The organism is Duganella hordei, from assembly GCF_040369125.1.
Classification (GTDB): domain Bacteria; phylum Pseudomonadota; class Gammaproteobacteria; order Burkholderiales; family Burkholderiaceae_D; genus Rugamonas; species Rugamonas hordei.
The window spans coordinates 546,070-570,873 of sequence record NZ_BPWI01000001.1; the positions used below are offsets into that span (position 1 = coordinate 546,070).

Consider the following 24,804-nt stretch of genomic DNA (forward strand, 5'->3'; position numbering starts at 1 on the left):
ACCGTGGTCGCCTTGAAAAAACAGCGTCAGATTTCCCCCTTCATATTGAGCCTCCTGGCCGCCGCCGCGCTGGCCGGCTGCTCCAAGCCGGTCGAAAAGACCGAGGACATCCGCCCGGTGCGCGCCATCGTGCTGGCCGGCAGCGACATCGACGTCAACGCCGAGTTTTCCGGCGAAGTGCGTCCGCGCGTGGAATCGCGGCTGGGCTTCCGCGTCGGCGGCAAGATCGTCACCCGCAAGGTCGACGTCGGCACGCTGGTCAAGCACGGCCAGGTGCTGATGCAGCTGGATCCGCAGGACTTGCAATTATCGCAAGCCCAGGCGCTGGCCGGCCTGCGCGCCGCCGAAACCAACCGCGACTTGGCCAAGGCCGAGCTGAAGCGTTATCAGGAATTGCGCAGCAAGAACTTCGTCAGCCAGGCCGTGCTGGACGCCAAGGATTCCACCTACAAGGCGGCGCAGGCCAATGTCGACGCTTCCCAGGCGGCGTACCGCGGCCAGTCCAACCAGGCCGGCTATGCCAGCCTGGTGTCCGATGTGGACGGCGTGGTGACGGCGGTGGACGCCGAGGTCGGCCAGGTGGTGCAGCCGGGCACGCCGGTGGTGCGCGTGGCCAGGCAGGGCGAGAAGGAAATCGTCATCGGCTTGCCGGAAGACAAGGTCGAGACGCTGCGCCGCATCACCGACGTGCAGGTGCGCCTGTGGGCCGACCCGAAAAACGCGGTGGCCGGCAAGATCCGCGAGATTTCGCCGGTGGCCGATCCGTCCACCCGCACCTACACCGCCAAGGTGTCGATCCCGGATTCGGTGGCCGAAGCCAAGCTGGGCATGACGGCCGTGGTGCAGTTCGCCTCGAAGTCGCCGGTGCCGCAGATCAAGGTGCCGCTGACCGCGCTGTACTATGAAAAATCCGCCTCCTCGGTCTGGGTGGTGGAGGGCGGAGCCGTCAAGCTGGTGCCGGTGACCATCGCCGGCGCGGCCGGCAACGATATCGTGCTGGGCAGCGGCGTCAAGGCCGGCCAGACCGTCGTCACGGCCGGCGTCAACCTGCTTAAGCCGGGCCAGAAGGTCAAGATCCTGGGCGATGACCTGCCTGCCGCTCCCGCGCCAGCCCCTGCCATCGCCGGGACCGCCAAATGAAGGGCGGCTTCAATCTCTCACGCTGGGCGCTGGAACACATTCCGCTGACGCGCTACCTGATCGCCGTGCTGCTGATAGGCGGCATGCTGAGCTATTCCAACCTGGGCCAGGACGAGGATCCGCCGTTCACCTTCCGCGCGATGGTGGTGCGGGCCAACTGGCCGGGCGCGACCTCGCTGCAGATGGCCGAGCAGGTCACCGACAAGCTAGAGAAAAAGCTGCAGGAAACGCCGGATATCGACGAGATATCGAGCTATTCCAAGCCGGGCGAGACCACCATCATCCTGAAGCTGCGCGAATCGGCGCCGCCGAAGGAAGTGGCGCAATCGTGGTACCAGGTGCGCAAGAAGATAGGCGACATCCGCGGCACCCTGCCGCCGGGCGTGCAGGGGCCGTTCTTCAACGACGAGTTCGGCGATACCTTCGGTTCGATCTTCGCGCTGTCCGGCGACGGCTTCACTTATGCCGAGATGAAGGACTACGCCGACTTCGTGCGCCAGCAGCTGCTCGGCGTGCCGCTGGTGTCCAAGGTCGAGCTGTTCGGCGTGCAGGACGAGAAGATCAACATCGAGTTCTCGCACAAGAAGTTCGCGCAGCTGGGCATACCGTTCGAGGCCATCGTCAACCAGATCGCCACGCAGAACAGCGTCGAATCGACCGGCGTGCTGGTGACGCCGACCGACAACCTGCAGGTGCGCGTGACCGGCGCGTTGAAGACCGTCAAGGACCTGGAGGACCTGGAGCTGCGCGCCAACGGCACCACCTTCCGCCTGGGCGACTTCGCCGCCATCAAGCGCGAGTACCAGGATCCGCCGGGTAACAAGATGCGCTTCAACGGCAAGGAAGTGATCGGCCTGGGCGTGTCGATGGAAAAGGGCGGCAACATCATCCAGCTCGGCAAGAGCATGGAGAAGACCGTGGCCGCGATGAAGGCCAAGCTGCCGGTCGGCATCGAGCTCGAGCGCGTGTCGGACCAGCCGGAGGCGGTCAAGGCCTCGGTCGGCGAGTTCGTGCACACGCTGATCGAGGCGGTGCTGATCGTGCTGGCCGTCAGCTTCGTCGCGCTGGGCCTGCACAGCAAGCCCAAGCTGCGGCTGGACGTGCGTCCCGGCCTGGTGGTGGCGCTGACGATACCGCTGGTGCTGTCGGTCACCTTCCTGTTCATGCGCATGTTGGACATCGATTTGCACAAGATTTCGCTGGGCGCGCTGATCATCGCGCTGGGCCTGCTGGTGGACGACGCCATCATCGCCGTCGAGATGATGGTGCGCAAGATGGAGGAGGGCATGTCGCGCTTCGACGCCGCCACCTTCGCCTACACCTCGACCGCGATCCCGATGCTGACCGGCACCCTGATCACCGTCGCCGGCTTCCTGCCGATCGGCCTGGCCAAGTCTGCGGCCGGCGAGTACACGTTTTCGCTGTTCTCGGTCAACGCGCTGGCGCTGGTCATTTCGTGGGTGGTGGCGGTGGTGTTCACGCCGTACATCGGCTATGTGCTGTTGAAAGTCAAGCCACACGCGGAGGGCGAATCCGAGCATGACCTCTTCGACACGCCGGGATTCCGAAAGTTCCGCGCCGTGGTCAACTGGTGCGTCGAATACCGCAAGACCACCATCGCGGCGACGCTGGTGATCTTCGCGCTGGGCGTGTATGGCTTCAAGTTCATCGAGAAGCAATTCTTCCCCGATTCCAGCCGTCCCGAGCTGATGGTGGAGCTGTGGACGCCGGAAGGCACGACCTTCGCCGCCAACGAAAAGCAGGTGAAGAAGTTCGAGGCCTTCATCCGCAAGCAGGAGGGCGTGGTCAGCGTGACCAGCTACGTCGGCACCGGCAGCCCGCGGTTCTACCTGCCGCTGGACCAGATTTTCCCGCAGACTAACGTGTCGCAGATCGTCGTGCTGCCGAAGGACCTGCACGCCCGCGGCGCGCTGCGCGACAAGATCGTCGCCATCTTCAAGCAGGACTTCCCCGAGGTGCGCGGCCGCGTCAAGCTGCTGCCGAACGGGCCGCCGGTGCCGTATCCGGTGCAGTTCCGCGTGACCGGTGGCGAGGTGGAGAAGGTGCGCGCCATCGCCGACCAGGTCAAGGACATCATGCGCGACAATCCGAACACGCTGGGCGTCAACGACAACTGGAACGAGTCGATCAAGGTGCTGCGCCTGGACCTGGACCAGGACAAGATGCGCGCGCTGGGCGTCACCTCGCAAACGGTGATGCGGGCGGCCAACACCATCCTGTCGGGCACCACCATCGGCCAGTTCCGCGAGGACATCAAGCTGATCGACATCCAGATCCGCCAGCCTATCGAGGAGCGCAACACGATCTCGATCCTGAACGACACCAACATCCCTACCGCCAGCGGCAAGTCGGTGCCGATCAGCCAGCTGGCCCGCGCGCATTTCGTGTGGGAGCCGGGCGTGGTGTGGCGGGAAGGGCGCGAATGGGCGATCACCGTGCAGTCCGACGTGGCCGACAACATCCAGGGACCGACCGTCTCCGGCCAGATCGAGCCCAAGCTGAAGGCGCTGCGCGACAAGCTGCCGGCCGGCTACGCCATCACCGTCAAGGGCGCGGCGGCCGACAGCGGCACGGCGGAGGCGTCGATCGCGGCCAACCTGCCGCTGGCGATCTTCATCATCTTCACGCTGCTGATGCTGCAGCTGCACAGCTTCTCGCGGGCGCTGCTGGTGTTCCTGACCGGTCCGCTGGGCGTGGCCGGCGCGGCGATGGCGCTGCTGGTGCTGGGCCGTCCGCTGGGCTTCGTGGCCAACCTGGGCATCATCGCGCTGTTCGGCATGATCATCCGCAACTCGGTGATCCTGGTCGACCAGATCGAGCAGGACATCAAGGCCGGCCACGATCCGTGGACCGCGATCGTCGAGTCGGCGGTGCGGCGCTGCCGTCCCATCATCCTGACCGCGGCGGCCGCGGCGCTGGCGATGATACCGTTGTCGCGCTCGGTATTCTGGGGGCCGATGGCGGTGGCCATCATGGGCGGGCTGATCCTGGCGACCGCGCTGACGCTGCTGTTCCTGCCGGCGCTGTACGCGGCCTGGTTCCGCGTCAAAAAACCGCAGGCGTTATGATATGCGCCGAGGACACGCGGGGCCGCGTGTCCAAAAAACTGCTGCTGCGCACGGAGCGTCATCATGCCTGTCTTCACCGCTGATCAACTGGTTACCGAGGTCAATCCGGTGGACGGATCCACCGAGCCGAATCAAACACTGTGGATCAGCGAGGCTGGAGGGCTGACGCAGTTCGGCGCCTTCATCGAAGTGCTGCAGCCCGGCTGCAGCACTTCGATCAAGCATTGGCACAGCGCCGAGGACGAGATGGTTTACGTCCTTGCCGGCGAGATCACCGTGGTGGAGGGGAGCGCCGAGACGCTGGTGCGTGCCGGCGGCGCCGCGACCTTCCGGGCAGGCGTCCAGGTCGGGCACTACCTGGAGAACCGGAGTGCCGGCGCGACGCGTTGCCTGGTGGTGGGAACCCGCGCGCCGGTCGATCACATCACCTATCCAGAGCATGATCGGGTGCGCCTGCGAGACCGCTCGCTGCCCGACGATATATGGACCGATTTGGCTGGACAGCCTGCGTCCAGCCCCTACTAACGGCCCGCTTTGCCGGCTAAATGGGCAAAAACCGCGCTAATGTTGGCGAGAGATTAAAAATCGCCACATTTCGCTAGAAAACCCGTTAGAATATCGCGTTGAAGTTGAAAGCCCCCGCGGGAAAAGTGGGGATAGGGCGACCGTTTTCACTTACGGGTCGCCCTTTGCTTTTGTGCAAACATGCCGCGAGGATGGCGAAATTGGTAGACGCACCAGGTTTAGGTCCTGACGCCAGCAATGGTGTGGGGGTTCGAGTCCCCCTCCTCGCACCAACTGTTTTTCTTATTTTTTGGACGATTTTTACATGGCAACTGCAGTCGAAACCTTAGGCAAACTCGAACGTCGTATCACGATCTCCTTCCCGCTGACCGAGGTCCGCGCTGAAGTTGAGAAGCGCCTGAAAGTGCAAGCCAAAACGGCTAAGGCACCAGGCTTCCGTCCGGGTAAAGTTCCTCTGAAAATGGTCGCGGCACAATACGGTTATCAGATCGAAACCGAAGTGCTGAACGATAAAGTTGGCCGCGCTTTCAACGACGCCGCAAACGAAAACCAGTTGCGCGTGGCCGGCTATCCGAACATCGAGCCCAAGGCCGAGTCGCCAGCCGGCGTGCTGACCTTCGACGCGACGTTCGAAGTCTACCCGGAAGTGGTCGTCGGCGACCTGTCGACGGTGGAAATCGAGACCGTCAAGGCCGATGTGTCGGAAACCGAAATCGACAAGACCATCGAAATCCTGCGCAAGCAGCGCGTGCACTTCCACACCAAGGGCGAAGCCGGTGAACACGGCGACGGCGGCGAGCCGGTTGCCGCCAACGGCGACCGCGTGACCGTGGACTTCGTCGGCTCGATCGACGGCGTGGAATTCCCAGGTGGTAAGGCTGACGACTACGCCTTCGTGCTGGGCGAAGGCCGCATGCTGCCGGAATTCGAAGCCGCCACCGTGGGCCTGAAGGTTGGCGAAGCCAAGACCTTCCCACTGGCTTTCCCAGAGGACTACCACGGCAAGGATGTCGCCGGCAAAACCGCGTCGTTCACCATCACGCTGAAAAAGCTGGAATGGGCGCACCTGCCGGAAGTCGACGCTGAATTCGCCAAATCGCTGGGCGTGGCCGATGGCGACGTCGCCAAAATGCGCGAAGACATCAAGGTCAACCTGGAACGCGAAGTTGCCGGCCGTGTCAAAGCCCGCAACAAGGAAGCCGTGATGGACGCGCTGGTGAAAACCGCGACCCTGGACGTGCCGCAATCGCTGATCGCCCAGGATACCGAGCGCCTGGCCGAAATGACCCGCCAGGACATGGCCAACCGCGGCATGAACGTCAAGGACATCCCATTCCCGCCAGAACTGTTCGCGGAAAAAGCCGAGCGTCGCGTGCGTCTGGGCCTGATCCTGTCGCAACTGGTCGGCGAGAACAAGCTGCAAGCCCAGCCAGAGCAGGTCAAGGCGCAAGTCGAAGACTTCGCACAGAGCTACGAAGACCCGCGCGAAGTGCTGAAGTACTACTACAGCGACCGTCGCCGCCTGGCCGAAGTCGAAGCCCTTGTATTGGAAGAAAACGTCGTCAACTACGTCCTGGGCCTGTCGAAAACTTCGTCCAAGGTCGTGGCCTTCGACGAACTGATGGGAAGCAACGCACAAGCGTAATCCAGCTAGGATAGAATAGAGACGGCGCCGTAGCCGCCGTCATTCCCGCGCAGGCGGGAATCCATACTGAGCATGCGTTCTATGGATCCCCGCTTGCGCGAGGATGACGGCTAAGCGGCAAACGATTTCTGACCCTAGCTGCTTCACAAGGAAATGGAATGACTGGTATGAACCGTAATCCGGCGCTGGACACTGAAATGCTCGGCCTGGTGCCGATGGTGGTGGAACAAAGCGGCCGTGGCGAGCGCTCCTATGACATTTACTCGCGCCTGCTGAAGGAACGCGTAATCTTCATGGTCGGCCCCGTCAACGACCAGATGGCGAACCTGATCGTCGCCCAGTTGCTGTTCCTCGAAAGCGAAAATCCCGACAAGGATATCTCGCTGTACATCAACTCCCCAGGCGGTTCGGTGTCGGCCGGCCTGGCGATCTTCGATACGATGCAGTTCATCAAGCCGGACGTCTCGACGCTGTGCACCGGCATGGCGGCCTCGATGGGCGCCTTCCTGCTGGCCGCCGGCGCCAAGGGCAAGCGCTTCTCGCTGCCGAACTCGCGCATCATGATTCACCAGCCGTCCGGCGGCTCGCAAGGCATGGCTTCGGACATTGAAATCCAGGCCAAGGAAATCCTGTATCTGCGTCACCGCCTGAACTCGATCATGGCCGAGCGTACCGGTCAAACGGTCGAGCAGATCGCCAAAGACACGGATCGTGACCGTTTCATGTCGGCGGAAGAGGCGGTAGAGTATGGTTTGATCGACAAAATGTTGTCAAACCGGGCTTGATGCTTCCTTCGCAGCATTGCTGAAAAAACGCCCGGGCGATTAATCGTTCGGGCGTTTCGTTTTTATTTCGGGTAGCATGTAGTCGTAGGCGGATTTTTCCGGACTCAAATATATGCTTCCTGGCATAGTCTAGCCATTCTGTAACCCAAAGAAAACTGCCCCATGTCAGACAAAAAATCCTCCAGCGGCGAAAAATTACTGTACTGCTCGTTTTGCGGCAAGAGCCAGCACGAGGTAAAGAAACTCATCGCCGGCCCGTCGGTCTTCATCTGCGACGAATGCATCGACCTGTGCAATGACATCATCCGCGATGAAACCTCGGCCATCGAGTCGGTCACGGGCGCCAAGTCGGACCTACCGACCCCGCATGAAATCAAGGACTTGCTGGACCAGTACGTCATTGGCCAGCAAACGGCCAAGCGCATCCTGTCGGTGGCGGTGTACAACCACTACAAGCGTCTGAAGCACCTGGGCAAGAAAGACGACATCGAACTGGCCAAGAGCAACATCCTGCTGGTCGGTCCTACCGGCTCCGGCAAGACGCTGCTGGCGCAAACGCTGGCGCGCATGCTCAACGTGCCGTTCGTCATCGCTGACGCCACCACGCTGACCGAGGCGGGCTATGTGGGCGAGGACGTAGAGAATATCATCCAGAAACTGTTGCAAAGCTGCAACTACGATGTCGACAAGGCCCAGCGCGGCATCGTCTACATCGACGAGATCGACAAGATCTCGCGCAAGTCGGACAATCCATCGATCACCCGCGACGTGTCGGGCGAGGGCGTGCAGCAGGCGCTGCTCAAGCTGATCGAAGGCACGATGGCGTCGGTGCCGCCGCAGGGCGGACGCAAGCATCCCAACCAGGACTTCGTGCAGATCGACACCACCAACATCATGTTCATCTGCGGCGGCGCGTTCGACGGCCTGGCCAAGGTCATCGCCAACCGCTCGGAGAAATCCGGCATCGGCTTCTCGGCCACCGTGAAGAGCAAGAAGGAGCGCAACGCCAGCGAAGTGCTGCTGGAAGCGGAACCGGAAGACCTGATCAAGTTCGGCCTGATCCCCGAGCTGGTGGGCCGCCTGCCGGTCGTGGCCACGCTGTCGGAGCTGACCGAGGAAGCGCTGATCCAGATCCTGGTCGAGCCGAAGAACGCGCTGGTCAAGCAGTACTCCAAGCTGCTGGACATGGAAGGCGCGGAACTGGAAATCCGTCCGGCCGCCCTGCACGCGATCGCCAAGAAAGCGCTGGCCCGCAAGACCGGCGCGCGCGGCCTGCGTTCGATCCTCGAGCACGCCTTGCTCGACACGATGTATGAGCTGCCGAATGAAACCAATGTCACCAAAGTGGTCATTGATGAAAATACGATCACCAGCGGCGCCAAACCTTTATTGATCTATCAAGACCAGGCCAAGGCATCTGGTGAGAATTAAATAACTTGTGCACACTTACCCGGCGGATGAGCAAAATTCATTTCGCATCCGTGGGGCAAGGCGGTACAATTTAAATCAATAAAAGAATGCAGGCTTCATTCGGAAAGCCACACGTGACAGCCTTGTCGCGCGTGGCTTTTTTATTTGATGTATTCTTTTAGAGCAGACTAGCTGGACTGGAAAAAACTCTTTTTTAGGAGAATTATTTCTTGCAGGTCGGTCTTGTGATTTGGCGAAACAGCGCCCACATCATAATCACGCTTTCACATAAGGTACGCCATGACAACTTCCAAATTAACTGAGCAAACTCAACTGCCGTTATTGCCGCTGCGGGACGTTGTAGTTTTCCCGCATATGGTGATACCGCTGTTCGTAGGGCGCCCAAAATCGATCAAGGCGCTGGAAGCCGCAATGGAGCAGGGCAAGAGCATTATGCTTGCCGCTCAAAAAGCCGCTGCCAAGGACGAACCTTCTGCTTCCGATATCTACGAGATCGGCTGCGTGGCCAATATTCTGCAAATGCTGAAGCTGCCGGACGGCACCGTCAAGGTGCTGGTCGAGGGCGCGCAGCGTGCGCGCATCAACCGCATCACCGATGCCCCGACGCACTTCGTTGCCGATCTGACGCCGCTCGATTCCGAGCTGGGCGACGATTCGGAAATCGAAGCGATGCGCCGCGCCATCGTTCAGCAGTTCGACCAGTACGTCAAACTGAACAAGAAGATCCCGCCTGAAATCCTCGCTTCGCTGTCGGGCATCGACGACGCCGGCCGCCTGGCCGACACCGTCGCCGCGCACCTGCCGCTCAAGCTCGAGCAGAAACAGGTGATCCTGGAAATCTTCAGCGTCGCCAAGCGCCTGGAGCATCTGCTGGGCCAGCTGGAAGGCGAACTCGACATTCTGCAAGTCGAGAAGCGCATCCGCGGCCGCGTCAAGCGCCAGATGGAGAAATCGCAGCGCGAGTACTATCTGAACGAGCAAGTCAAAGCCATCCAGAAGGAACTGGGCGAGGGCGAGGACGGCGCCGACCTGGACGAGCTGGAGAAGAAAGTCGCGCTGGCCAAGATGCCGAAAGAGGCGCTGGACAAGGCCACCGCCGAGCTGAAAAAACTCAAGCTGATGTCGCCGATGTCGGCCGAAGCCACCGTCGTGCGCAACTACATCGACACGCTGGTCAGCCTGCCGTGGAAGAAAAAATCCAAGGTCAACAACGACCTGGCCAACGCCGAGAAAGTGCTCGAGGGCGACCACTACGGCCTGGACAAGGTTAAGGAACGCATCCTGGAATATCTTGCAGTCCAACAGCGCGTCGACAAGCTGAAAGCGCCTATCCTGTGCTTCGTCGGTCCTCCGGGCGTGGGCAAGACCTCGCTGGGCCAGTCCATCGCCCGCGCGACGAACCGCAAGTTCGTGCGCATGGCGCTGGGCGGCGTGCGCGACGAAGCCGAGATCCGCGGCCACCGCCGTACCTACATCGGCTCGATGCCGGGCAAGGTGCTGCAGTCGCTGGCCAAGGTCGGCGTGCGCAATCCGCTGTTCCTGCTGGACGAGATCGACAAGATGGGCGCGGACTTCCGCGGCGATCCGTCGTCGGCCCTGCTGGAGGTGCTGGATCCCGAGCAGAACCACACGTTCTCCGACCACTACATCGAAGTCGATTTCGACCTGTCCGATGTGATGTTCGTGGCGACGTCGAACTCGTACAACATCCCGCCGGCGCTGCTGGACCGCATGGAAGTGATCCGCCTGTCCGGCTACACGGAAGACGAGAAGACCAGCATCGCCCAGCGCTACCTGCTGCCTAAACAGATCAAGAACAACGGTCTGAAGGAAGAGGAAATCTCGGTGGCCGAGTCGGCGCTGCGCGACATCATCCGCTACTACACCCGCGAGGCCGGCGTGCGTTCGCTGGAACGCGAAGTGTCGAAGATCTGCCGCAAGGTGGTCAAGATGCTGCTGCTGAAGAAGACCGAGAAAAAGGTCGCCGTCACCAGCAAGAACCTGGACAAGTTCCTGGGCGTGCGCCGCTACGATTTCGGCGTCGCGGAAAAGGAAAACCAGATCGGCCAGGTCGTGGGCCTGGCATGGACCGAGGTGGGCGGCGATCTGCTGACCATCGAAGCCGTGCAGATGCCGGGCAAGGGCGGCGTGATCCGCACCGGCACCCTGGGCGACGTGATGAAGGAATCGATCGAGGCAGCCCGCACCGTGGTGCGCAGCCGCGCCAATCGTCTCGGCATCAAGAACGAAGTGTTTGAGAAGAGCGACATCCACATCCACGTGCCGGAAGGCGCAACGCCGAAAGACGGTCCTTCGGCCGGCGCGGCGATGACGGTGGCGATGGTGTCGGTATTCACGGGCATTCCGGTCCGCGCCGACGTGGCGATGACGGGCGAGATCACGCTGCGCGGCGAAGTGCTGCCGATCGGTGGCCTGAAAGAGAAGCTGCTGGCGGCGCAGCGCGGTGGCATCAAGACCGTGCTGATACCCGAGCAGAACGTCAAGGACCTGGCCGACATTCCGGACAACGTCAAAAACAAACTGGAGATCGTGCCGGTGCGTTGGATCGACAAAGTGCTGGAAATCGCGCTGGAGCGCATGCCTGAAGCGGTGACGGAAACCGCGCCGGTGGAAGCCGTCGCGGCGGCTGCCGCCAAAGCCGACGGCCAGACGGAAGTAGTAAAACACTAACTTTAATTGACCGTTAATCTCCCAAACAGGCGCTTTTATAGCGCCTGTTTGTTATTTCACCCCATTTTTCTAGGGTGCGGTGCTTGACACAGAGGCGGGCTGGCTTGTTTAATACGGCCTGAGATTTTTCTCGGCCCGGTAACGGTATTCAAATACCTTAATTCCCGGGCTAAAACGATATAACCTTTGTGACGGGGAATTGCTTTGAATAAGACTGAATTGATCGACCATATTGCTACTACCGCTGATATCTCGAAAGCGGCTGCTGCACGCGCGCTGGACGCAGTGATCGACGGTGTAACCACCACCCTGCAAAAGAACGACAGCGTCACCCTGGTCGGCTTTGGCACCTTCTCCGTGAGCGAACGCGCTGCCCGCACCGGCCGCAATCCGCGCACCAAGGAAGAGATCACCATCGAAGCAGCTAAAGTTCCTAAATTTAAAGCTGGTAAAGCTTTGAAAGATGCTGTAAACTAACGGACTTCGGTGAGCGGCTCAACGCTTGAGCAGCTCGCCAAAGGCAAAACGGGCGGTTAGCTCAGTTGGTAGAGCGGAGCCCTTACAAGGCTTAGGTCGGGAGTTCGAGCCTCTCACCGCCCACCAGTTTTGCAGTAGTGAGTAGTACCCAGTGTTTTGTTGGAGCGGTAGTTCAGTTGGTTAGAATACCGGCCTGTCACGCCGGGGGTCGCGGGTTCGAGTCCCGTCCGCTCCGCCAACAAAATACAATATTTAGTTTGACCAAGGAGCGGTAGTTCAGTTGGTTAGAATACCGGCCTGTCACGCCGGGGGTCGCGGGTTCGAGTCCCGTCCGCTCCGCCAAGAACAAGATACCCCGCAGCTTATAATGAGCTGCGGGGTTTTTCTTTTTATGGCATATTAATTCCGATTATCTGTATTTGAATATCGGCGGATAGTTTCGCCACCGCCTTATTCAAGCCGGAGCCGCTTATCGACCACAAGTCGGGCAGCCGCCGCCGCGCCGTCCGCCGGCGCCGGCAACGTGTCCGTTTTGCCAATGATTTGCGCTTGCTATAGAGGGGGCCTCCCTGTAAAATCCGGCAACCGGAATCGGCGAACGCGTGTTCGCCTTTTTTGTATGTGCAAGTTCCACTCAATCCGAATTGGCAGACCATGTTTGAATTTATTCGTACCCATCAGCGCTTGATGCAGATTCTCCTGGCGATCATCATCGTCCCATCGTTTGCATTCGTCGGTATCGGCAGTTACAAAAGCTTCGGCGACGACGCCAACACGATCGCCAAGATCGACGGCAAACCCCTGAGCCAGCTCGAGTTCGACAACGCCATCCGCACCCAGCTGGACAGCTACCGCCAGCGTATGGGCGCGCAGTTCGACCAGAAGCTGTTCGATACCCCGGAATTCAAGCAAAACATCCTGGACCAGCTGATCGCCGAGCGCGCAGTGGCGGCGGAAGTGGTGCGTTCGCACCTGAGCGTTTCCGACGCCCAGCTGCAGAAGGCCATCAAGGACCAGTTCGGCGGCGAAGGCGCCTTCGACATGGAGCGCTACAAGGCCATCCTGGCCGCGCAAGGCATGACGCCGACCATGTACGACCAGCGCATGCGCAGCGAAATGACGCTGCTGCAGCTGGGTAACGCCATCCAGAACACCGGCTTCGCGCCGCGCACCGTGGCCAGGACGCTGTCCGACATCGGTTCGCAGGAACGCGAAGTGCAGGAACTGCTGCTGCCGGTGACCGACTTCGTGCCGCAGGTCAAAGTGACCGACGAGATGGTCAAGGCTTACTACGAAAAGAACGCCAAGTTCTTCGAAGTGCCCGAGCAGGCCAAGATCGAATACGTGGTCTTCAACAGCGACGCCGTGATGAGCCAGGTGGCCGTCACCGACGCCGAAGTCGCCGCCTACTACGAAGCCAACAAGGCCGGCTTCACCGCGCCGGAAAGCCGCCGCGCCGCGCACATCCTGATCGCGCTGAAGAAGGGCGCCAGCGCCGCCGACGTGGCCGCCGCCAAGGCCAAGGCCGACGCCATCGTGGCCGAACTGCGCAAGACCCCGGGCGACTTCGCCAAGGTGGCCAAGGCCAAGTCGGAAGATCCGGTATCGGCCGAGCAGGGCGGCGACCTCGACATCGTGACCAAGGGCGCGCTGCCTGCGCCGGTGGAAGCGGCCGTGCTGAAACTGAAGCAGGGCGAGATCAGCGACGCCGTGCAGTCGGACTTCGGCTTCCACGTGCTGACCGTGACCGCGCTCAAGCCGGCCGTCGTCAAGCCGCTGGACGAAGTGAAGACCGAAGTGGCCGACGCGCTGAAAAAGCAGAAGGCCGCGAAGAAGTATTCGGAAATGGCCGAAGCCTTCACCAACACCGTCTATGAACAGTCCGACAGCCTGAAGCCGGTGGCCGACAAGCTGGGCCTGAAGATCGAAAGCGCCGCCAACGTATCGCGCACGCCTTCGCCGATGGCCGGCCCGCTGCCGTACAACAACGCCAAGTTCCTGGCCGCGCTGTTCTCCAACGAATCGATCAGCAGCAAGCGCAATACCGAAGCGGTCGAGACCGCGCCGAGCACGCTGGTTGCCGGCCGCATCGTCGAGTTCAAGCCTGCGTCCAAGCGTCCGCTGGCTGAAGTCGACGCCGCCATCCGCCAGCGCGTGACGATGGAAGAAGCCGCCAAGCTGGCCGCCAAGGCCGGCGCCGACAAGCTGGAAGCGCTGAAGAAATCCGGCGACGCCACCGGCTTCGCCGCCGCCAAGCTGGTATCGCGTTCGAAGACGGAAGGCTTGAACGGCCTGGCCGCGCAAGCCGTGTTCAAGGCCGACGCGACCAAGCTGCCGGCCTACGTCGGCGTGGACGTGCCGGGCATGGGCTACGGCATCTACCGCATCGGCAAGGTGCAGCAGCCTGCGGAGCAAGACGAAGCGCGCCGCAAGTCCGAAGCCGAGCAGATCAACGGCATCGTCGCCCAGCAGGAAATGCACGACTACATCGAACTGCTGAAGCAAAAAGCCAAGGTGAAGATCCTCAAGCCGATCACGAAAACCACCGTGACCGAAGTGAAGTAAAAAGAAGGGCCGCGAAATTCGCGGCCCTTTTTGCATCCACTGATTTTTTAGAACGTGTAGTTCACGCGGCCGTAGTAGTAGCCGCCGTTGATGCCGATCGGCGAGAACGATGGGTATTGCGTCACCGCGGCCGTGTTCAGCGCCGCGCGCGCCGCCGTGACGTAGGCCTGGTTCACCTTGTCCGGATACTTGTTGAACAGGTTGTTGGCGCCCAGCGAGAAGGTGACCGACTTCATCCAGCGGTACGACACTTCCAGGTCGGTGGTGAACAGCGTGTCGATCTTGGTTTCGTAGTAGGTCACGTTGTCCAGCGAGCTGTACGACGACGACGGGCCATACACCGACTCGCGCAGGTTGACCGTCCACGAACCCTTCTTCCACAACGCGCCCAGGTTGATGCGCATCTTCGGCGACGATTTCTCCAGCGAGGCGATGGCCGCCTGGTCCAGCAGCTTTTGCGGCAGCAACTGCGACGGCGCCTGGTTGATCTTGGTCACTTCGACCTTGTTCAGGTTGGCCGAGGCCGACCAGTCGACCTTGCCCAGCTCGTCGAAGTTGCTGGCGTACGAGTACACCGCTTCGATGCCCTGGTCCTTGGTGTTGGCGGCGTTGGAGAAGATGCTGATGCCGGTCTTGGTCACCGTCGGATCAAGCACGTTGCCGTTGGCCTTGATCGCCGCCACCACCGCTGGCGCGTTGACCGCGTTGCCCGAACCGAACACCGTGCCGCTGCCGATGATGCGGTCGTGGATGTTGATGCTGTAGGCGTCGATCGTCACCGTCGCCTTCGGCACCGGATGCAGCACCAGGCCGATGCTGTAGTTCTGCGACTTCTCGGGCTTCAGGCCGTTGATGCCGACCAGCGCGGCGGCCGGCGAGTTCGGCGCCAGCTGCACCGAGGCCTGGGTCGGCGACACGTTGGTGGCCGAGTAGTACTGCTCGGCCATGGTCGGCGCGCGGAAGCCGTTGCTGACCGTGCCGCGCAGCGCGAACGCCGGCGTGAAGTCGTAGCGGCCGGTCAGCTTGCCGACCTTGGCGCTGCCGAAGTCCGAATAGTCCTCGTAGCGGGCGGCGGCGTCCAGCTTCAGGTTGGCGATCGGCGAGCCGGCGATGTCGATGTACACCGACTTGTTGTTGCGGCTGTGGCTGCCTGCGTCGGTCAGCGAGAAGCCCGGATACGATTGCGAACCTTCCTTGTAGCGCGAGGCCGGGTCGCCGGCGCCGATCTCGTAGGTGTCGCGGCGGAACTCCAGGCCCCCGGCCACCGACAGCGGGCTGGCCCAGCCGACGTTGTACTCATGGCTCACGTCGAGCGAGGTGGTCCACTGGCTGGCGGTGAAGGTGCCGGCGTGGAATTGCGTCGGCGTGGCGCCGGTGTCGTTGAACAGCGAGATGTTGCCGGAGTTGACCACGCCGATGTCGGCCTTGTCCTTGCCGTAGGTGGTGCTCAGGTCCCAGTTCCAGTCGGCCAGCACGCCCTTGGCGCCGGCGGTGAAGCCGAAGTCCTTCTCGTCCATCGCCTCCAGCGGGTTGAAGCCGTTCGGGTAGACCTTGGGCAGGCGGCTCGGCACGCGGTAGTTCTCGAACGATTGCGCCTTTTTCTCGCCGTAGGTGGCGGTGGTGTACAGCTCGACGCCGCCGACGTCGATGCCGGCGTTCAGGGCCAGCAGCGAGATGTGGTAGGCGGCGTCGCCGGAGATGTGGTTGGCGTACGGGTAGCCGTCGGCCTTGGTCAGGTTGGGCATCGATGCCAGGTTGGCGGCGCTGGTCACGCGCGGGTCGATGTCGCCGCGGTCGCTGTGGCCGTGGTACTTGTGCTCGCCGCTGACGTTGATGTAGGCCTTGTCGGTGGGTTCGAAGCCGATGTTGAACGAGCCGTCGCCGGTCTTGCCGCCCTGGTCGATATAGGCGCCGCCGGTGCCGGTCAGCGAGCCGCCGGACGAGTCCTTCTTCAGGATGATGTTGATCACGCCGGCGATGGCGTCGGTGCCGTACTGGGCGGCGGCGCCGTCCTGCAGCACTTCGACGTGGTCGATGGCGGACACGGGGATGAAGTTCAGGTCGGTCGCGGCGCCGCCCTGGAACGGTCCGGCCAGCACGGCCAGGTTGGCGGTGGTGTGGCGGCGCTTGCCGTTGACCAGCACCAGCGTGTCGTTCGGGCTCAGGCCGCGCAGGCGGGCCGACAGGGTCAGGTTGGCGGTGTCGCCGCCGAAGGCCTGGGCGGTGAAGGAGGGCAGGTTCTGCGCCAGCGCCTGGATCAGGTCCGGCTGGCCGGTGCGCTCCAGCGAGCCGGAGTCCAGCACCTGGATCGGCGAGGCGCTGTCGACCGCCTTCAGGCCGCTGCGGCGGGTACCGGTGACGATCACGGCTTCGACATTGTCGGCCACGGCGGCGGTGGGTGTGACCGGCGCACCGTCGCCGTCGGCTGCGATGGCGGATACGGCGACGCCGGCCTGCAGGGCCAGCAATACGGCTTGCGTCATCAAACGTCTTTTCATTTGCATCGGATGCTTCATGTGTACCGCTCCCTTAGTTTTTGGTGGATCGCTTGCGCCATGAAACTGGCATAACGATACTTACCTCAACGCAAATTGCATGCCTGAAAGGAAAATGAAAGTTGTGTAAGAACTTTGCGCAAACTGGCGGGGCGGCGGCAGAATGAAATGGGTGCCCAAAAGCAAGCGCCGCCGAATAACAAAGTTATTTCGGCGGCGCCGGGGTGCTGCACTGTTTTGGGTCAGGCGGTGCTGGCGATCAAACTCCGGGCGGCGTCGAGGAAGGCCTGTTCGCCGATGTGGTCCAGCTCCAGCAGCCTGGCCTGGCCGAATTTGACGAAGTTGCGGTCGATCGAACGCACATAGGCGGGGTCGTAGTGATGGATCAGCAGTTCCTCGACCAGCTGCGCCATCGCGCCGCCGCTGGCCATGGCCTGCCAGTGCTTGATCTTCTCGCGGCCGTGCAGTGCCGCCAGGAATTCCAGCTGTTCGTTGAGCGACCCGGGGCTGGCGGTGAAGTGCGCGTAGTCCTCCATCAGCAGCCGCACGCGGTTGGCGCGCGACAAGGTCAGCGAGATGCACTCGGAGGCGCGCATGGCCTCCATCAGCGCGGCCGGCACGCGCAGGTTGCCGACCTTCTTGCTTTCCGACTCGACGAACACCGGACGGGCCGGATCGAAGCGGCGCAGCGTGTCCCAGATGCGCGTCTCGAAGGCTTTCTGGCTGGGCTGCGGCTGGCTGGGCAGGTTGCCCAGCACCGAGCCGCGGTGCGCGGCCAGCTTTTCCAGGTCCAGCACCTGGGCCCCTTGCGCGTGCAGCACTTCCAGCAGGCGGCTCTTGCCGCTGCCGGTGGTGCCGCACATGACCTGGAAGCGCAGCGGCGGCGCCTGCTCCAGCGCGGCGGCGACATGGGCGCGGAAGGCCTTGTAGCCGCCGTCCAGCTGCGCCACCGGCCAGCCTATCTTGGCCAGGATGTGCGCCATCGAGCCGCTGCGGTTGCCTCCGCGCCAGCAGTAGACCAGCGGCCGCCACTCGCGCGGCTTGTCCAGCCACAGCGCCTCGATATGACTGGCGATGTTTTTGGCCACCAGCACCGCGCCGACCTTCTTGGCCTCGAACGAGTTGACCTGCTTGTACATGGTGCCCACGGTGATGCGCTGCGCGTCGTCCAGCACCGGCGCGTTGATGGCGCCGGGCAGGTGGTCGAGCGCATATTCGGACGGGCTGCGCGCGTCGATGATGGCGTCGAAGCTGTCCAGTTGCAGGAGCGCGTCTTCGAAGCTGAGAATTTCCGGATACTTCATTTGGCCTTGATGGTTTTTTGCAGCGTCGGCCAGATATTGGCCAGGATGGTTGGATGGGCTTCGGCCAGCGGATGCAGCCGGTCGGCCTGGAACTGCTTGTCGGCGACGCCGTCAAGCATGAACGGCACCAGCGGCGCCTTGATTTCCTTGCTTAAGGCGCCGTACATGGCGAAGAATTTGTCGGCATAGTCGCGGCCGTAGTTGGGCGGCATGCGCATGCCGATCAGCATGACCTTGGCGTCGGCCTTGGCGGCGGCGTCGGCCATCGCCAGCAGGTTGGCGCGGGCGGCGGCCACCGGCAGGCCGCGCAGGCCGTCGTTGGCGCCCAGTTCGATGACCACCAGCGCCGGCTTGTATTTCTGCAGCAGCGCCGGCAGGCGCGAGCGGCCGCCGCTGGTGGTCTCGCCGCTGACGCTGGCGTTGACGACGGTGGCGTCCATCTTCTGGTCCTGCAGTTTCTTCTCGGCCAGCGCGACCCAGCCGGCGCCGCGCGCCAGGCCGTATTCGGCCGACAGGCTGTCGCCGAGCACCAGCACGGTTTTTGGTGCAGAATAGGCGCTTGCCGCTGCCGACAACAGGAGCAGGGCGAACAGACCGTGTACACTCAGTTTTTTTGATAAATCATTCAACACATTCAGCATGCCCGATTTCCCTAAAGCGTCTTCCAATTTCATACCGGACGGCCCGGCCCTTGCCGCGACGGCGGCGCCCGTGGCGCAGCCAGCCGGGCAGCCGGCCATCGTCGTCAGCGGACTGGCCAAGCGCGTGGCCGACGCCAGCGGCGAACTGACGATTTTGCACGAGGTGGATTTTACCGTGCAAAAGGCCGAGACGCTCGCCATTGTAGGCGCTTCCGGCTCGGGCAAGTCGACTTTGCTCGGCCTGCTGGCCGGTCTCGACACGCCCAGCGCCGGCAGGGTGGTGCTGGACGGCGTCGACATCTATGCGCTGGACGAGGATGGCCGCGCCGCGCTGCGCAAGGAAAAGCTGGGCTTTGTGTTCCAGTCCTTCCAGCTGCTGGCGCACCTGACGGCGGTGGAGAACGTCATGCTGCCGCTGGAGCTGAGCGGCGCCACCCATGCGCGCGAGAAGGCCGAATTCATGCTGGGCAAGGTCGGGCTGTCGAGCCGGCTGAAGCATTATCCCAAATACCTGTCCGGCGGCGAGCAGCAGCGCGTGGCGCTGGCGCGCGCCTTCGTGACGGAGCCGCCGCTGCTGTTCGCCGACGAGCCGACCGGCAGCCTGGACGCTGCCACCGGCGAGGCGGTGATCAAGCTGATGTTCGAGCTGAACCGCGAGCACGGCTCGACCTTGGTGCTGGTCACGCACGACCAGGCGATGGCGGCGCGCTGCGGCCGCACCATCACCATCGCGGCGGGCCGGCTGGTTTGACGTTGCGGCTGAAACGCTAGCGGCCGTGGTGCTGGACCATGCGGTTCAGCGCCACGCGGATGGCCGGTATCAGCTCGCCGGCGGTCAGGCCGATCGGGCCGCTGCCTTCGGTGACCAGCACGTCGGCCGCCATGCCATGCAGCCAGACGCCGGCCAGCGCGGCTTCCCACTGCGGCCAGCCTTGCGCCAGCAGGCTGCCGATCAGACCGGCCAGCACGTCGCCGGTGCCGGCCGTGGCCAGCGCCGGGTTGCCGGTGGTGTTGATGACGGCGTCGCCATTCGGCGCGGCGATCACCGTGCCGGAACCCTTGAGCGCCACCACCGAGTTCAACTTGACGGCCAGCTTGCGGGCGGCGCCGACGCGGTCGGCCTGCACCTCGGCGATGCTCGCGCCCAGCAGCCGCGCCGCCTCCAGCGGGTGCGGCGTGACGACCGCCGTGGCGGCGGCGCCTTCGGCGGAACGCCGCGCCAGCGCCGACTGCAGCCCGGCATCGGCCGCCAGCAGGTTGAGCGCGTCGGCATCGGCCAGCAGCGCGCTGCCGCTGGCGATCGCGTGCGTCAGCAATTCGACGGCCTGGCGCGCGGCGCCGAGGCCGGGACCGATCACCAGCGTCGCCGTGCCCAGGTCGAAATCGCCGGCCAGGCGGCACATCAGTTCCGGTTGGCCGCTGTCGCACGCCGGCGCATCCTCGGCAAACAGCGCATAGACGCGGCCGGCGCCGCTGTGCAGCGCGGCCCGCGCCGCCAGCAGCGGCGCGCCGCCCATGCCGCGCGCGCCGCCGATCACGGCGACGTTGCCGTAGCTGCCCTTGTGCGTGTTGTGCCGGCGCGCGCGCAGATGGCGCGAGAAGAACTTGACGTCGTTCAGGTGCAGCCGCGTCGGCGCGAAATGGGCGGCGTCGATATCGAGCCGCGAGACGTCGACCAGGCCCGCGTAGTCGCGGCCGTCGCAGGTGTGCAGGCCCGGCTTGTCGCCGATGAAGGTGATGGTGTGGGTGGCGTGGATCGCCACGCCGTCCGGCCCGACGATGGCGCCGGTGTCGGCGTCGAGACCGCTGGGCAGGTCCAGCGCCAGCACCTGGCACTTGAGCCGGTTGACGGTTTCCGCCAGCGTGCGCATGGCGCCGCTCAGCGGTCGCTTCAGGCCGATGCCGAACAGGCCGTCGACGACCAGGTTCCATTCCGTGGTGGCGACGGCGGCCTGCTCGAATTCGGCAAAGCGGGCGTCGCTGGTCTGCGCGCGCTGCATGGCGGCCGCGCGTTCGGGCGAAGGCTCGGCCGCAGGCGCATAATGCAGGATGGTGACCTGGGCGCCGGCGTAGGCGAGGTGGGCCGCTGTTTCCAGCGCGTCGCCGCCGTTATTGCCGGGGCCCGCCAGCACCAGCACCTTGGCGTGCGCGGTGGAGAACGGCAGCAGGTCCAGCGCCGCGTTGGCGCCGGCCTGTCCGGCTCTTTGCATCAGGACGCCGTCCGGCAGCGCGGCGGCGGCGGCTTGTTCTATGGCGCGGATCTCGGCGCAGGAGTAGAGTGGGTTCATCGTGTAATTTTAACATTGAAATATGTTGTAAGGCCGCTATGCCACCCGCCATGGAGCCTCTACAATATACGCTTCCGAAAGTTGACGAGGCAGGTATGGATTGGCAGTTCTGGATAGACCGGGGTGGTACGTTCACCGACATCGTGGCGCGTCCGCCCGATGGACGCTTGCGCACCCTGAAGCTGCTGTCCGAAAATCCCGAGCACTACGCCGACGCGGCCATCGCCGGCATCCGCCAGCTGATGGGCGTGGCCAAGGGCAAGCCGATACCCGTGGCGCAGATCGGCGCCGTCAAGATGGGCACCACCGTGGCCACCAACGCGCTGCTCGAGCGCAAGGGCGAGCCGACCGCGCTGGCCATCACGCGCGGCTTTCGCGACGCGCTGCGCATCGCTTATCAAAATCGTCCGCGCCTGTTCGACCGCCATATCCTGCTGCCGGAGCTGCTGTACAGCCACGTCGTCGAAATCGACGAGCGCATGGATGCGCATGGCGACACCGTGATCGGTCTCGACATGGCCACCGCGCGCGCCGGACTGGCGCACGCCTACGACATGGGCCTGCGCTCGCTGTCCATCGTCTTCATGCACGGCTACCGTTATCACGCGCACGAGGTCAAGGTGGCCGAGATGGCGCGCGAGATGGGCTTTACGCAGGTGTCGGTGTCGCACGAGGTCAGTCCGATGATGAAGCTGGTGGCGCGCGGCGACACCACCGTCGTCGATGCCTACCTGTCGCCGATACTGCGCCGCTACGTCGACCAGGTGGCCAAGGAATTGCCTGGCGTGAGCCTGCAGTTCATGCAGTCCAGCGGCGGCCTGACCGACGCGCGCGCCTTCCAGGGCAAGGACAGCATTCTCAGCGGCCCGGCCGGCGGCATCGTCGGCATGGTCCGCGCCAGCAAGCTGGCCGGCTTCGACAAGGTGATCGGCTTCGACATGGGCGGCACCTCGACCGACGTGTCGCATTATTCCGGCGAGTTCGAGCGCGTGTTCGAGACCCAGGTGGCCGGCGTGCGCATGCGCGCGCCGATGATGAGCATCCACACCGTGGCGGCCGGCGGCGGCTCCATCCTGCATTTCGACGGCAGCCGTTATCGCGTGGGGCCCGACAGCGCCGGCGCCAATCCGGGACCGGCCAGCTATCGCCGCGGCGGACCGCTGGCGGTCACCGACTGCAATGTCATGCTGGGCAAGATCCAGCCGCACCATTTCCCGCAGCTGTTCGGCGCGCAAGGCCGGCAGTCGCTCGATGCGCAGGCGGTGAAGGCGAAGTTCGCCGAGCTGGCCGCGCAAATCGGCGCCGCCACCGGCAAGGAGACCACGCCGGAACAGGTGGCCGAGGGCTTTGTCGAAATCGCAGTCGGCAATATGGCCAATGCGATCAAGCAGATCTCGGTGCAGCGCGGCCACGACGTGACCGAATATGCGCTGACCAGTTTCGGCGGCGCCGGCGGCCAGCACGCCTGCCTGGTGGCCGATGCGCTGGGCATGACGACGGTGTTCGTGCATTCGCTGTCGGGCGTGATGTCGGCCTACGGCATGGGACTGGCCGACCAGACGGCGATGCGCGAGGCGGCCGTCGAGGTGCGCCTGTCCGAAGACGCGCACGTGGACCTGGAGGCGCGCCTGCATGCGCTGGGCCGCCAGGCGCGGGCCGACCTGCATCACCAGGGTGTGGACGACGCGCGCATCGCGCTGATCGGCCGCGTGCACCTGCGTTACGAGGGCACCGATTCGGCGCTGATCGTGCTGTTCGATACCGTCGACAGCATGAAGGCGCAGTTCGAAACGGCCTACCGCAAGCGCTATTCCTTCCTGATGCCGTCCAAGGCGCTGATCGTCGAAGCGGTGTCGGTGGAGGCGCTCGGCAAGTCCGATGCGCCGGCGGAGACGGTGGAGCCGGCGCCGCGCCGCATCTCCGGCCTGATGCCCAATGCGGTGGTGCCGATGTACACCGGCGGCAAATGGCGCCAGACCAACCTGTATCAGCGCGCCTCGACCCGCATCGGCGATGTGGTCAAGGGCCCGGCCATCATCGCCGAGGCCAATGCCACCACCATCGTGGAGGCGGGCTGGCAGGCCGAGGTCTCGCTGCATGACCACCTGGTGCTCAGGCGCGTGACGGCGCTGCCGGAGCGGCGCGCCATCGGCACCAGCGCCGATCCGGTGATGCTGGAAATCTTCAACAACCTGTTCATGTCGATCGCCGAGCAGATGGGGCTGCGGCTGCAGAACACCGCATACTCGGTCAACATCAAGGAGCGGCTGGACTTCAGCTGCGCCATCTTCGACGCCGACGGCAACCTGATCGCCAACGCGCCGCACATGCCGGTGCACCTGGGCTCGATGGGCGAGTCGATCAAGACCGTGATGCGCGAGAACGCGGGCCGGATGCGCGCCGGCGACGTCTTCATGCTCAACGATCCATACAACGGCGGCACCCATTTACCGGATGTGACGGTGATCTCGCCGGTGTTCGACGAGGCTGGCGCGCAGATCCTGTTCTACGTCGGCTCGCGCGGCCACCATGCGGATATAGGCGGCACCACGCCCGGTTCGATGCCGCCGGATTCGCGCGTGATCGAGGAAGAGGGTGTGCTGATCAATAACTTCAAGCTGGTGGACGGGGAAGCCGGCGGCCAGTTGCGCGACGCCGAGACGCGCGCCTTGCTGGCGGCCGCGCGCTACCCGGCGCGCAATCCGGAGCAGAACATGGCCGACCTGCGCGCGCAGGTGGCGGCCAACCAGAAAGGCGTCGAGGAGTTGCGCAAGATGGTGGCGCATTTCGGGCTGGACGTGGTGCAGGCCTACATGGGCCACGTGCAGGACAACGCCGAGGAGGCGGTGCGCCGCGTGATCAGCGCCTTGAAGGACGGCAGCTACACGCTGCAGCTGGACAACGGCGCGCAGATCCAGGTCGCGGTGCGGGTCGACCACGCCAGCCGCAGCGCGGAGATCGATTTCACCGGCACTTCGGCGCAGCTGGAGAACAACTTCAACGCGCCGTCGGCGGTATGCATGGCGGCGGTGCTGTACGTGTTCCGCACCCTGGTCGACGACGAGATCCCGCTGAACGCCGGCTGCCTGAAACCGCTGAAAGTCCTTATTCCGCCTGGCTCCATGCTCAATCCGCATTATCCGGCGTCTGTCGTGTCGGGCAACGTGGAGACGTCGACCTGCATCACCAACGCGCTGTATGGCGCGCTGGGCGTGATGGCGGCGGCGCAGGGCACGATGAACAATTTCACGTTCGGCAATGAGCGGTATCAGTACTACGAGACCATCAGCGGCGGCTCGGGCGCGGGGCCGGGCTTCGACGGCACCAGCGTCGTGCAGACCAATATGACCAACTCGCGCCTGACCGATCCGGAGATACTGGAGTTCCGCTTCCCTGTGCGGCTGGAGAGCTACGAGATCCGCGAAGGCAGCGGCGGAGCGGGGCGCTGGCGCGGCGGCGACGGCGGCGTGCGCAAGGTGCGCTTCCTGGAAGCGATGACGGCGGCGATCCTGTCCAACAACCGCATCCACGCGCCGTTCGGCATGGCCGGCGGCGGGCCGGGCGCCTTGGGCCGCAACACCGTGGTGCGCGCCGACGGCAGCGTGGAGGAACTGCCGCACATCGGCAAGACCACCATGCAGCCGGGCGACATGTTCGTCATCGAAACCCCCGGCGGCGGCGGCTACGGACCGCCGTCGGCCTGACGGGCAGGGCTACAGACGCTGCCG

At 63.7% G+C, this 24,804-nt stretch carries 15 protein-coding genes and 4 tRNA genes; 15 read left to right on the forward strand and 4 right to left on the reverse strand.

From position 1 onward, the window contains the following. Positions 1–3: 3 nt before the first annotated feature. From ABWW33_RS02340 to ABWW33_RS02400, 13 genes are all read left to right on the forward strand, one after another. Entirely contained in the window at positions 4–1,140 is a 1,137-nt protein-coding gene (locus tag ABWW33_RS02340) for an efflux RND transporter periplasmic adaptor subunit (RefSeq protein WP_176650611.1), read from the forward strand. Continuing rightward, positions 1,137–4,229, forward strand: a complete 3,093-nt coding sequence (locus ABWW33_RS02345) for an efflux RND transporter permease subunit (protein ID WP_353398441.1) — start codon at positions 1,137–1,139, stop codon at positions 4,227–4,229. Before ABWW33_RS02340 ends, ABWW33_RS02345 begins: the two co-directional genes overlap by 4 nt. Positions 4,230–4,292: 63 nt before the next feature. Next, positions 4,293–4,754: a cupin domain-containing protein gene (locus ABWW33_RS02350; protein WP_353398444.1), complete on the forward strand. Its 462-nt coding sequence runs from the start codon at positions 4,293–4,295 to the stop codon at positions 4,752–4,754. Between the two features lie 185 nt (positions 4,755–4,939). Continuing rightward, positions 4,940–5,026 (forward strand) — tRNA-Leu (locus ABWW33_RS02355). A gap of 32 nt (positions 5,027–5,058) precedes the next feature. Further along, complete coding sequence (gene tig / locus ABWW33_RS02360; protein ID WP_176650614.1) at positions 5,059–6,399, forward strand: trigger factor; 1,341 nt, start codon at positions 5,059–5,061, stop codon at positions 6,397–6,399. Positions 6,400–6,566: 167 nt separating this feature from the next. After that, on the forward strand, positions 6,567–7,184 hold the full coding sequence (gene clpP / locus ABWW33_RS02365; protein ID WP_020703301.1) for an ATP-dependent Clp endopeptidase proteolytic subunit ClpP: 618 nt from the start codon (positions 6,567–6,569) through the stop codon (positions 7,182–7,184). Positions 7,185–7,346: 162 nt separating this feature from the next. Further along, positions 7,347–8,615 (forward strand): ATP-dependent Clp protease ATP-binding subunit ClpX, encoded by a 1,269-nt coding sequence (gene clpX / locus ABWW33_RS02370; protein WP_176650615.1) that lies wholly within the window; start codon positions 7,347–7,349, stop codon positions 8,613–8,615. Between the two features lie 279 nt (positions 8,616–8,894). Further along, the gene (gene lon / locus ABWW33_RS02375) at positions 8,895–11,306 is read left to right on the forward strand and encodes an endopeptidase La (protein WP_176650616.1); all 2,412 of its coding nucleotides are present in this window, start codon (positions 8,895–8,897) and stop codon (positions 11,304–11,306) included. Between the two features lie 204 nt (positions 11,307–11,510). Beyond that, positions 11,511–11,783: a non-specific DNA-binding protein Hbs gene (gene hbs, locus ABWW33_RS02380; RefSeq protein ID WP_070266615.1), complete on the forward strand. Its 273-nt coding sequence runs from the start codon at positions 11,511–11,513 to the stop codon at positions 11,781–11,783. Between the two features lie 50 nt (positions 11,784–11,833). Next, positions 11,834–11,909: transfer RNA gene (locus tag ABWW33_RS02385), tRNA-Val, on the forward strand. A gap of 35 nt (positions 11,910–11,944) precedes the next feature. Then, positions 11,945–12,021, forward strand: a tRNA-Asp gene (locus tag ABWW33_RS02390). 27 nt (positions 12,022–12,048) lie between these two features. Beyond that, positions 12,049–12,125, forward strand: a tRNA-Asp gene (locus ABWW33_RS02395). A gap of 312 nt (positions 12,126–12,437) precedes the next feature. Then, complete coding sequence (locus ABWW33_RS02400; RefSeq protein ID WP_353398452.1) at positions 12,438–14,348, forward strand: SurA N-terminal domain-containing protein; 1,911 nt, start codon at positions 12,438–12,440, stop codon at positions 14,346–14,348. 47 nt (positions 14,349–14,395) lie between these two features. Here the strand turns inward: ABWW33_RS02400 and ABWW33_RS02405 are convergent, their stop codons facing one another. From ABWW33_RS02405 to ABWW33_RS02415, 3 genes are all read right to left on the reverse strand, one after another. After that, positions 14,396–16,831: a TonB-dependent receptor plug domain-containing protein gene (locus ABWW33_RS02405; protein ID WP_218087700.1), complete on the reverse strand. Its 2,436-nt coding sequence runs from the start codon at positions 16,829–16,831 to the stop codon at positions 14,396–14,398. A 254-nt stretch (positions 16,832–17,085) separates the two neighbouring features. Further along, complete coding sequence (mnmH, locus tag ABWW33_RS02410) at positions 17,086–18,147, reverse strand: tRNA 2-selenouridine(34) synthase MnmH (protein WP_353398455.1); 1,062 nt, start codon at positions 18,145–18,147, stop codon at positions 17,086–17,088. Further along, positions 18,144–18,788 carry an arylesterase gene (locus ABWW33_RS02415; RefSeq protein WP_353398458.1) on the reverse strand — a complete coding sequence of 215 codons (645 nt, stop codon included), beginning with the start codon at positions 18,786–18,788 and terminating at the stop codon, positions 18,144–18,146. The genes mnmH and ABWW33_RS02415 overlap by 4 nt, the downstream gene beginning before the upstream one ends. Before the next feature lie 31 nt (positions 18,789–18,819). Between ABWW33_RS02415 and ABWW33_RS02420 the strand changes: the two genes are divergently transcribed. Further along, on the forward strand, positions 18,820–19,539 hold the full coding sequence (locus ABWW33_RS02420; protein WP_353399225.1) for an ABC transporter ATP-binding protein: 720 nt from the start codon (positions 18,820–18,822) through the stop codon (positions 19,537–19,539). A gap of 16 nt (positions 19,540–19,555) precedes the next feature. Here the strand turns inward: ABWW33_RS02420 and ABWW33_RS02425 are convergent, their stop codons facing one another. Further along, the gene (locus ABWW33_RS02425; protein ID WP_353398461.1) at positions 19,556–21,076 is read right to left on the reverse strand and encodes an NAD(P)H-hydrate dehydratase; all 1,521 of its coding nucleotides are present in this window, start codon (positions 21,074–21,076) and stop codon (positions 19,556–19,558) included. A gap of 95 nt (positions 21,077–21,171) precedes the next feature. Between ABWW33_RS02425 and ABWW33_RS02430 the strand changes: the two genes are divergently transcribed. After that, positions 21,172–24,780 carry a hydantoinase B/oxoprolinase family protein gene (locus tag ABWW33_RS02430; protein WP_353398464.1) on the forward strand — a complete coding sequence of 1,203 codons (3,609 nt, stop codon included), beginning with the start codon at positions 21,172–21,174 and terminating at the stop codon, positions 24,778–24,780. Positions 24,781–24,804 lie beyond the last annotated feature (24 nt).

Bases quoted from the DNA above. Each gene is read 5' to 3' on its own strand.
- ABWW33_RS02345 (WP_353398441.1), top strand. From the start codon at position 1,137: ATGAAGGGCGGCTTCAATCTCTCACGCTGGGCGCTGGAACACATTCCG.
- ABWW33_RS02350 (WP_353398444.1), top strand. From the start codon at position 4,293: ATGCCTGTCTTCACCGCTGATCAACTGGTTACCGAGGTCAATCCGGTG.
- tig (WP_176650614.1), top strand. From the start codon at position 5,059: ATGGCAACTGCAGTCGAAACCTTAGGCAAACTCGAACGTCGTATCACG.
- clpP (WP_020703301.1), top strand. From the start codon at position 6,567: ATGAACCGTAATCCGGCGCTGGACACTGAAATGCTCGGCCTGGTGCCG.
- clpX (WP_176650615.1), top strand. From the start codon at position 7,347: ATGTCAGACAAAAAATCCTCCAGCGGCGAAAAATTACTGTACTGCTCG.
- lon (WP_176650616.1), top strand. From the start codon at position 8,895: ATGACAACTTCCAAATTAACTGAGCAAACTCAACTGCCGTTATTGCCG.
- ABWW33_RS02400 (WP_353398452.1), top strand. From the start codon at position 12,438: ATGTTTGAATTTATTCGTACCCATCAGCGCTTGATGCAGATTCTCCTG.
- ABWW33_RS02405 (WP_218087700.1), bottom strand. From the start codon at position 16,831: ATGACGCAAGCCGTATTGCTGGCCCTGCAGGCCGGCGTCGCCGTATCC.
- mnmH (WP_353398455.1), bottom strand. From the start codon at position 18,147: ATGAAGTATCCGGAAATTCTCAGCTTCGAAGACGCGCTCCTGCAACTG.
- ABWW33_RS02415 (WP_353398458.1), bottom strand. From the start codon at position 18,788: ATGCTGAATGTGTTGAATGATTTATCAAAAAAACTGAGTGTACACGGT.
- ABWW33_RS02425 (WP_353398461.1), bottom strand. From the start codon at position 21,076: ATGAACCCACTCTACTCCTGCGCCGAGATCCGCGCCATAGAACAAGCC.
- ABWW33_RS02430 (WP_353398464.1), top strand. From the start codon at position 21,172: ATGGATTGGCAGTTCTGGATAGACCGGGGTGGTACGTTCACCGACATC.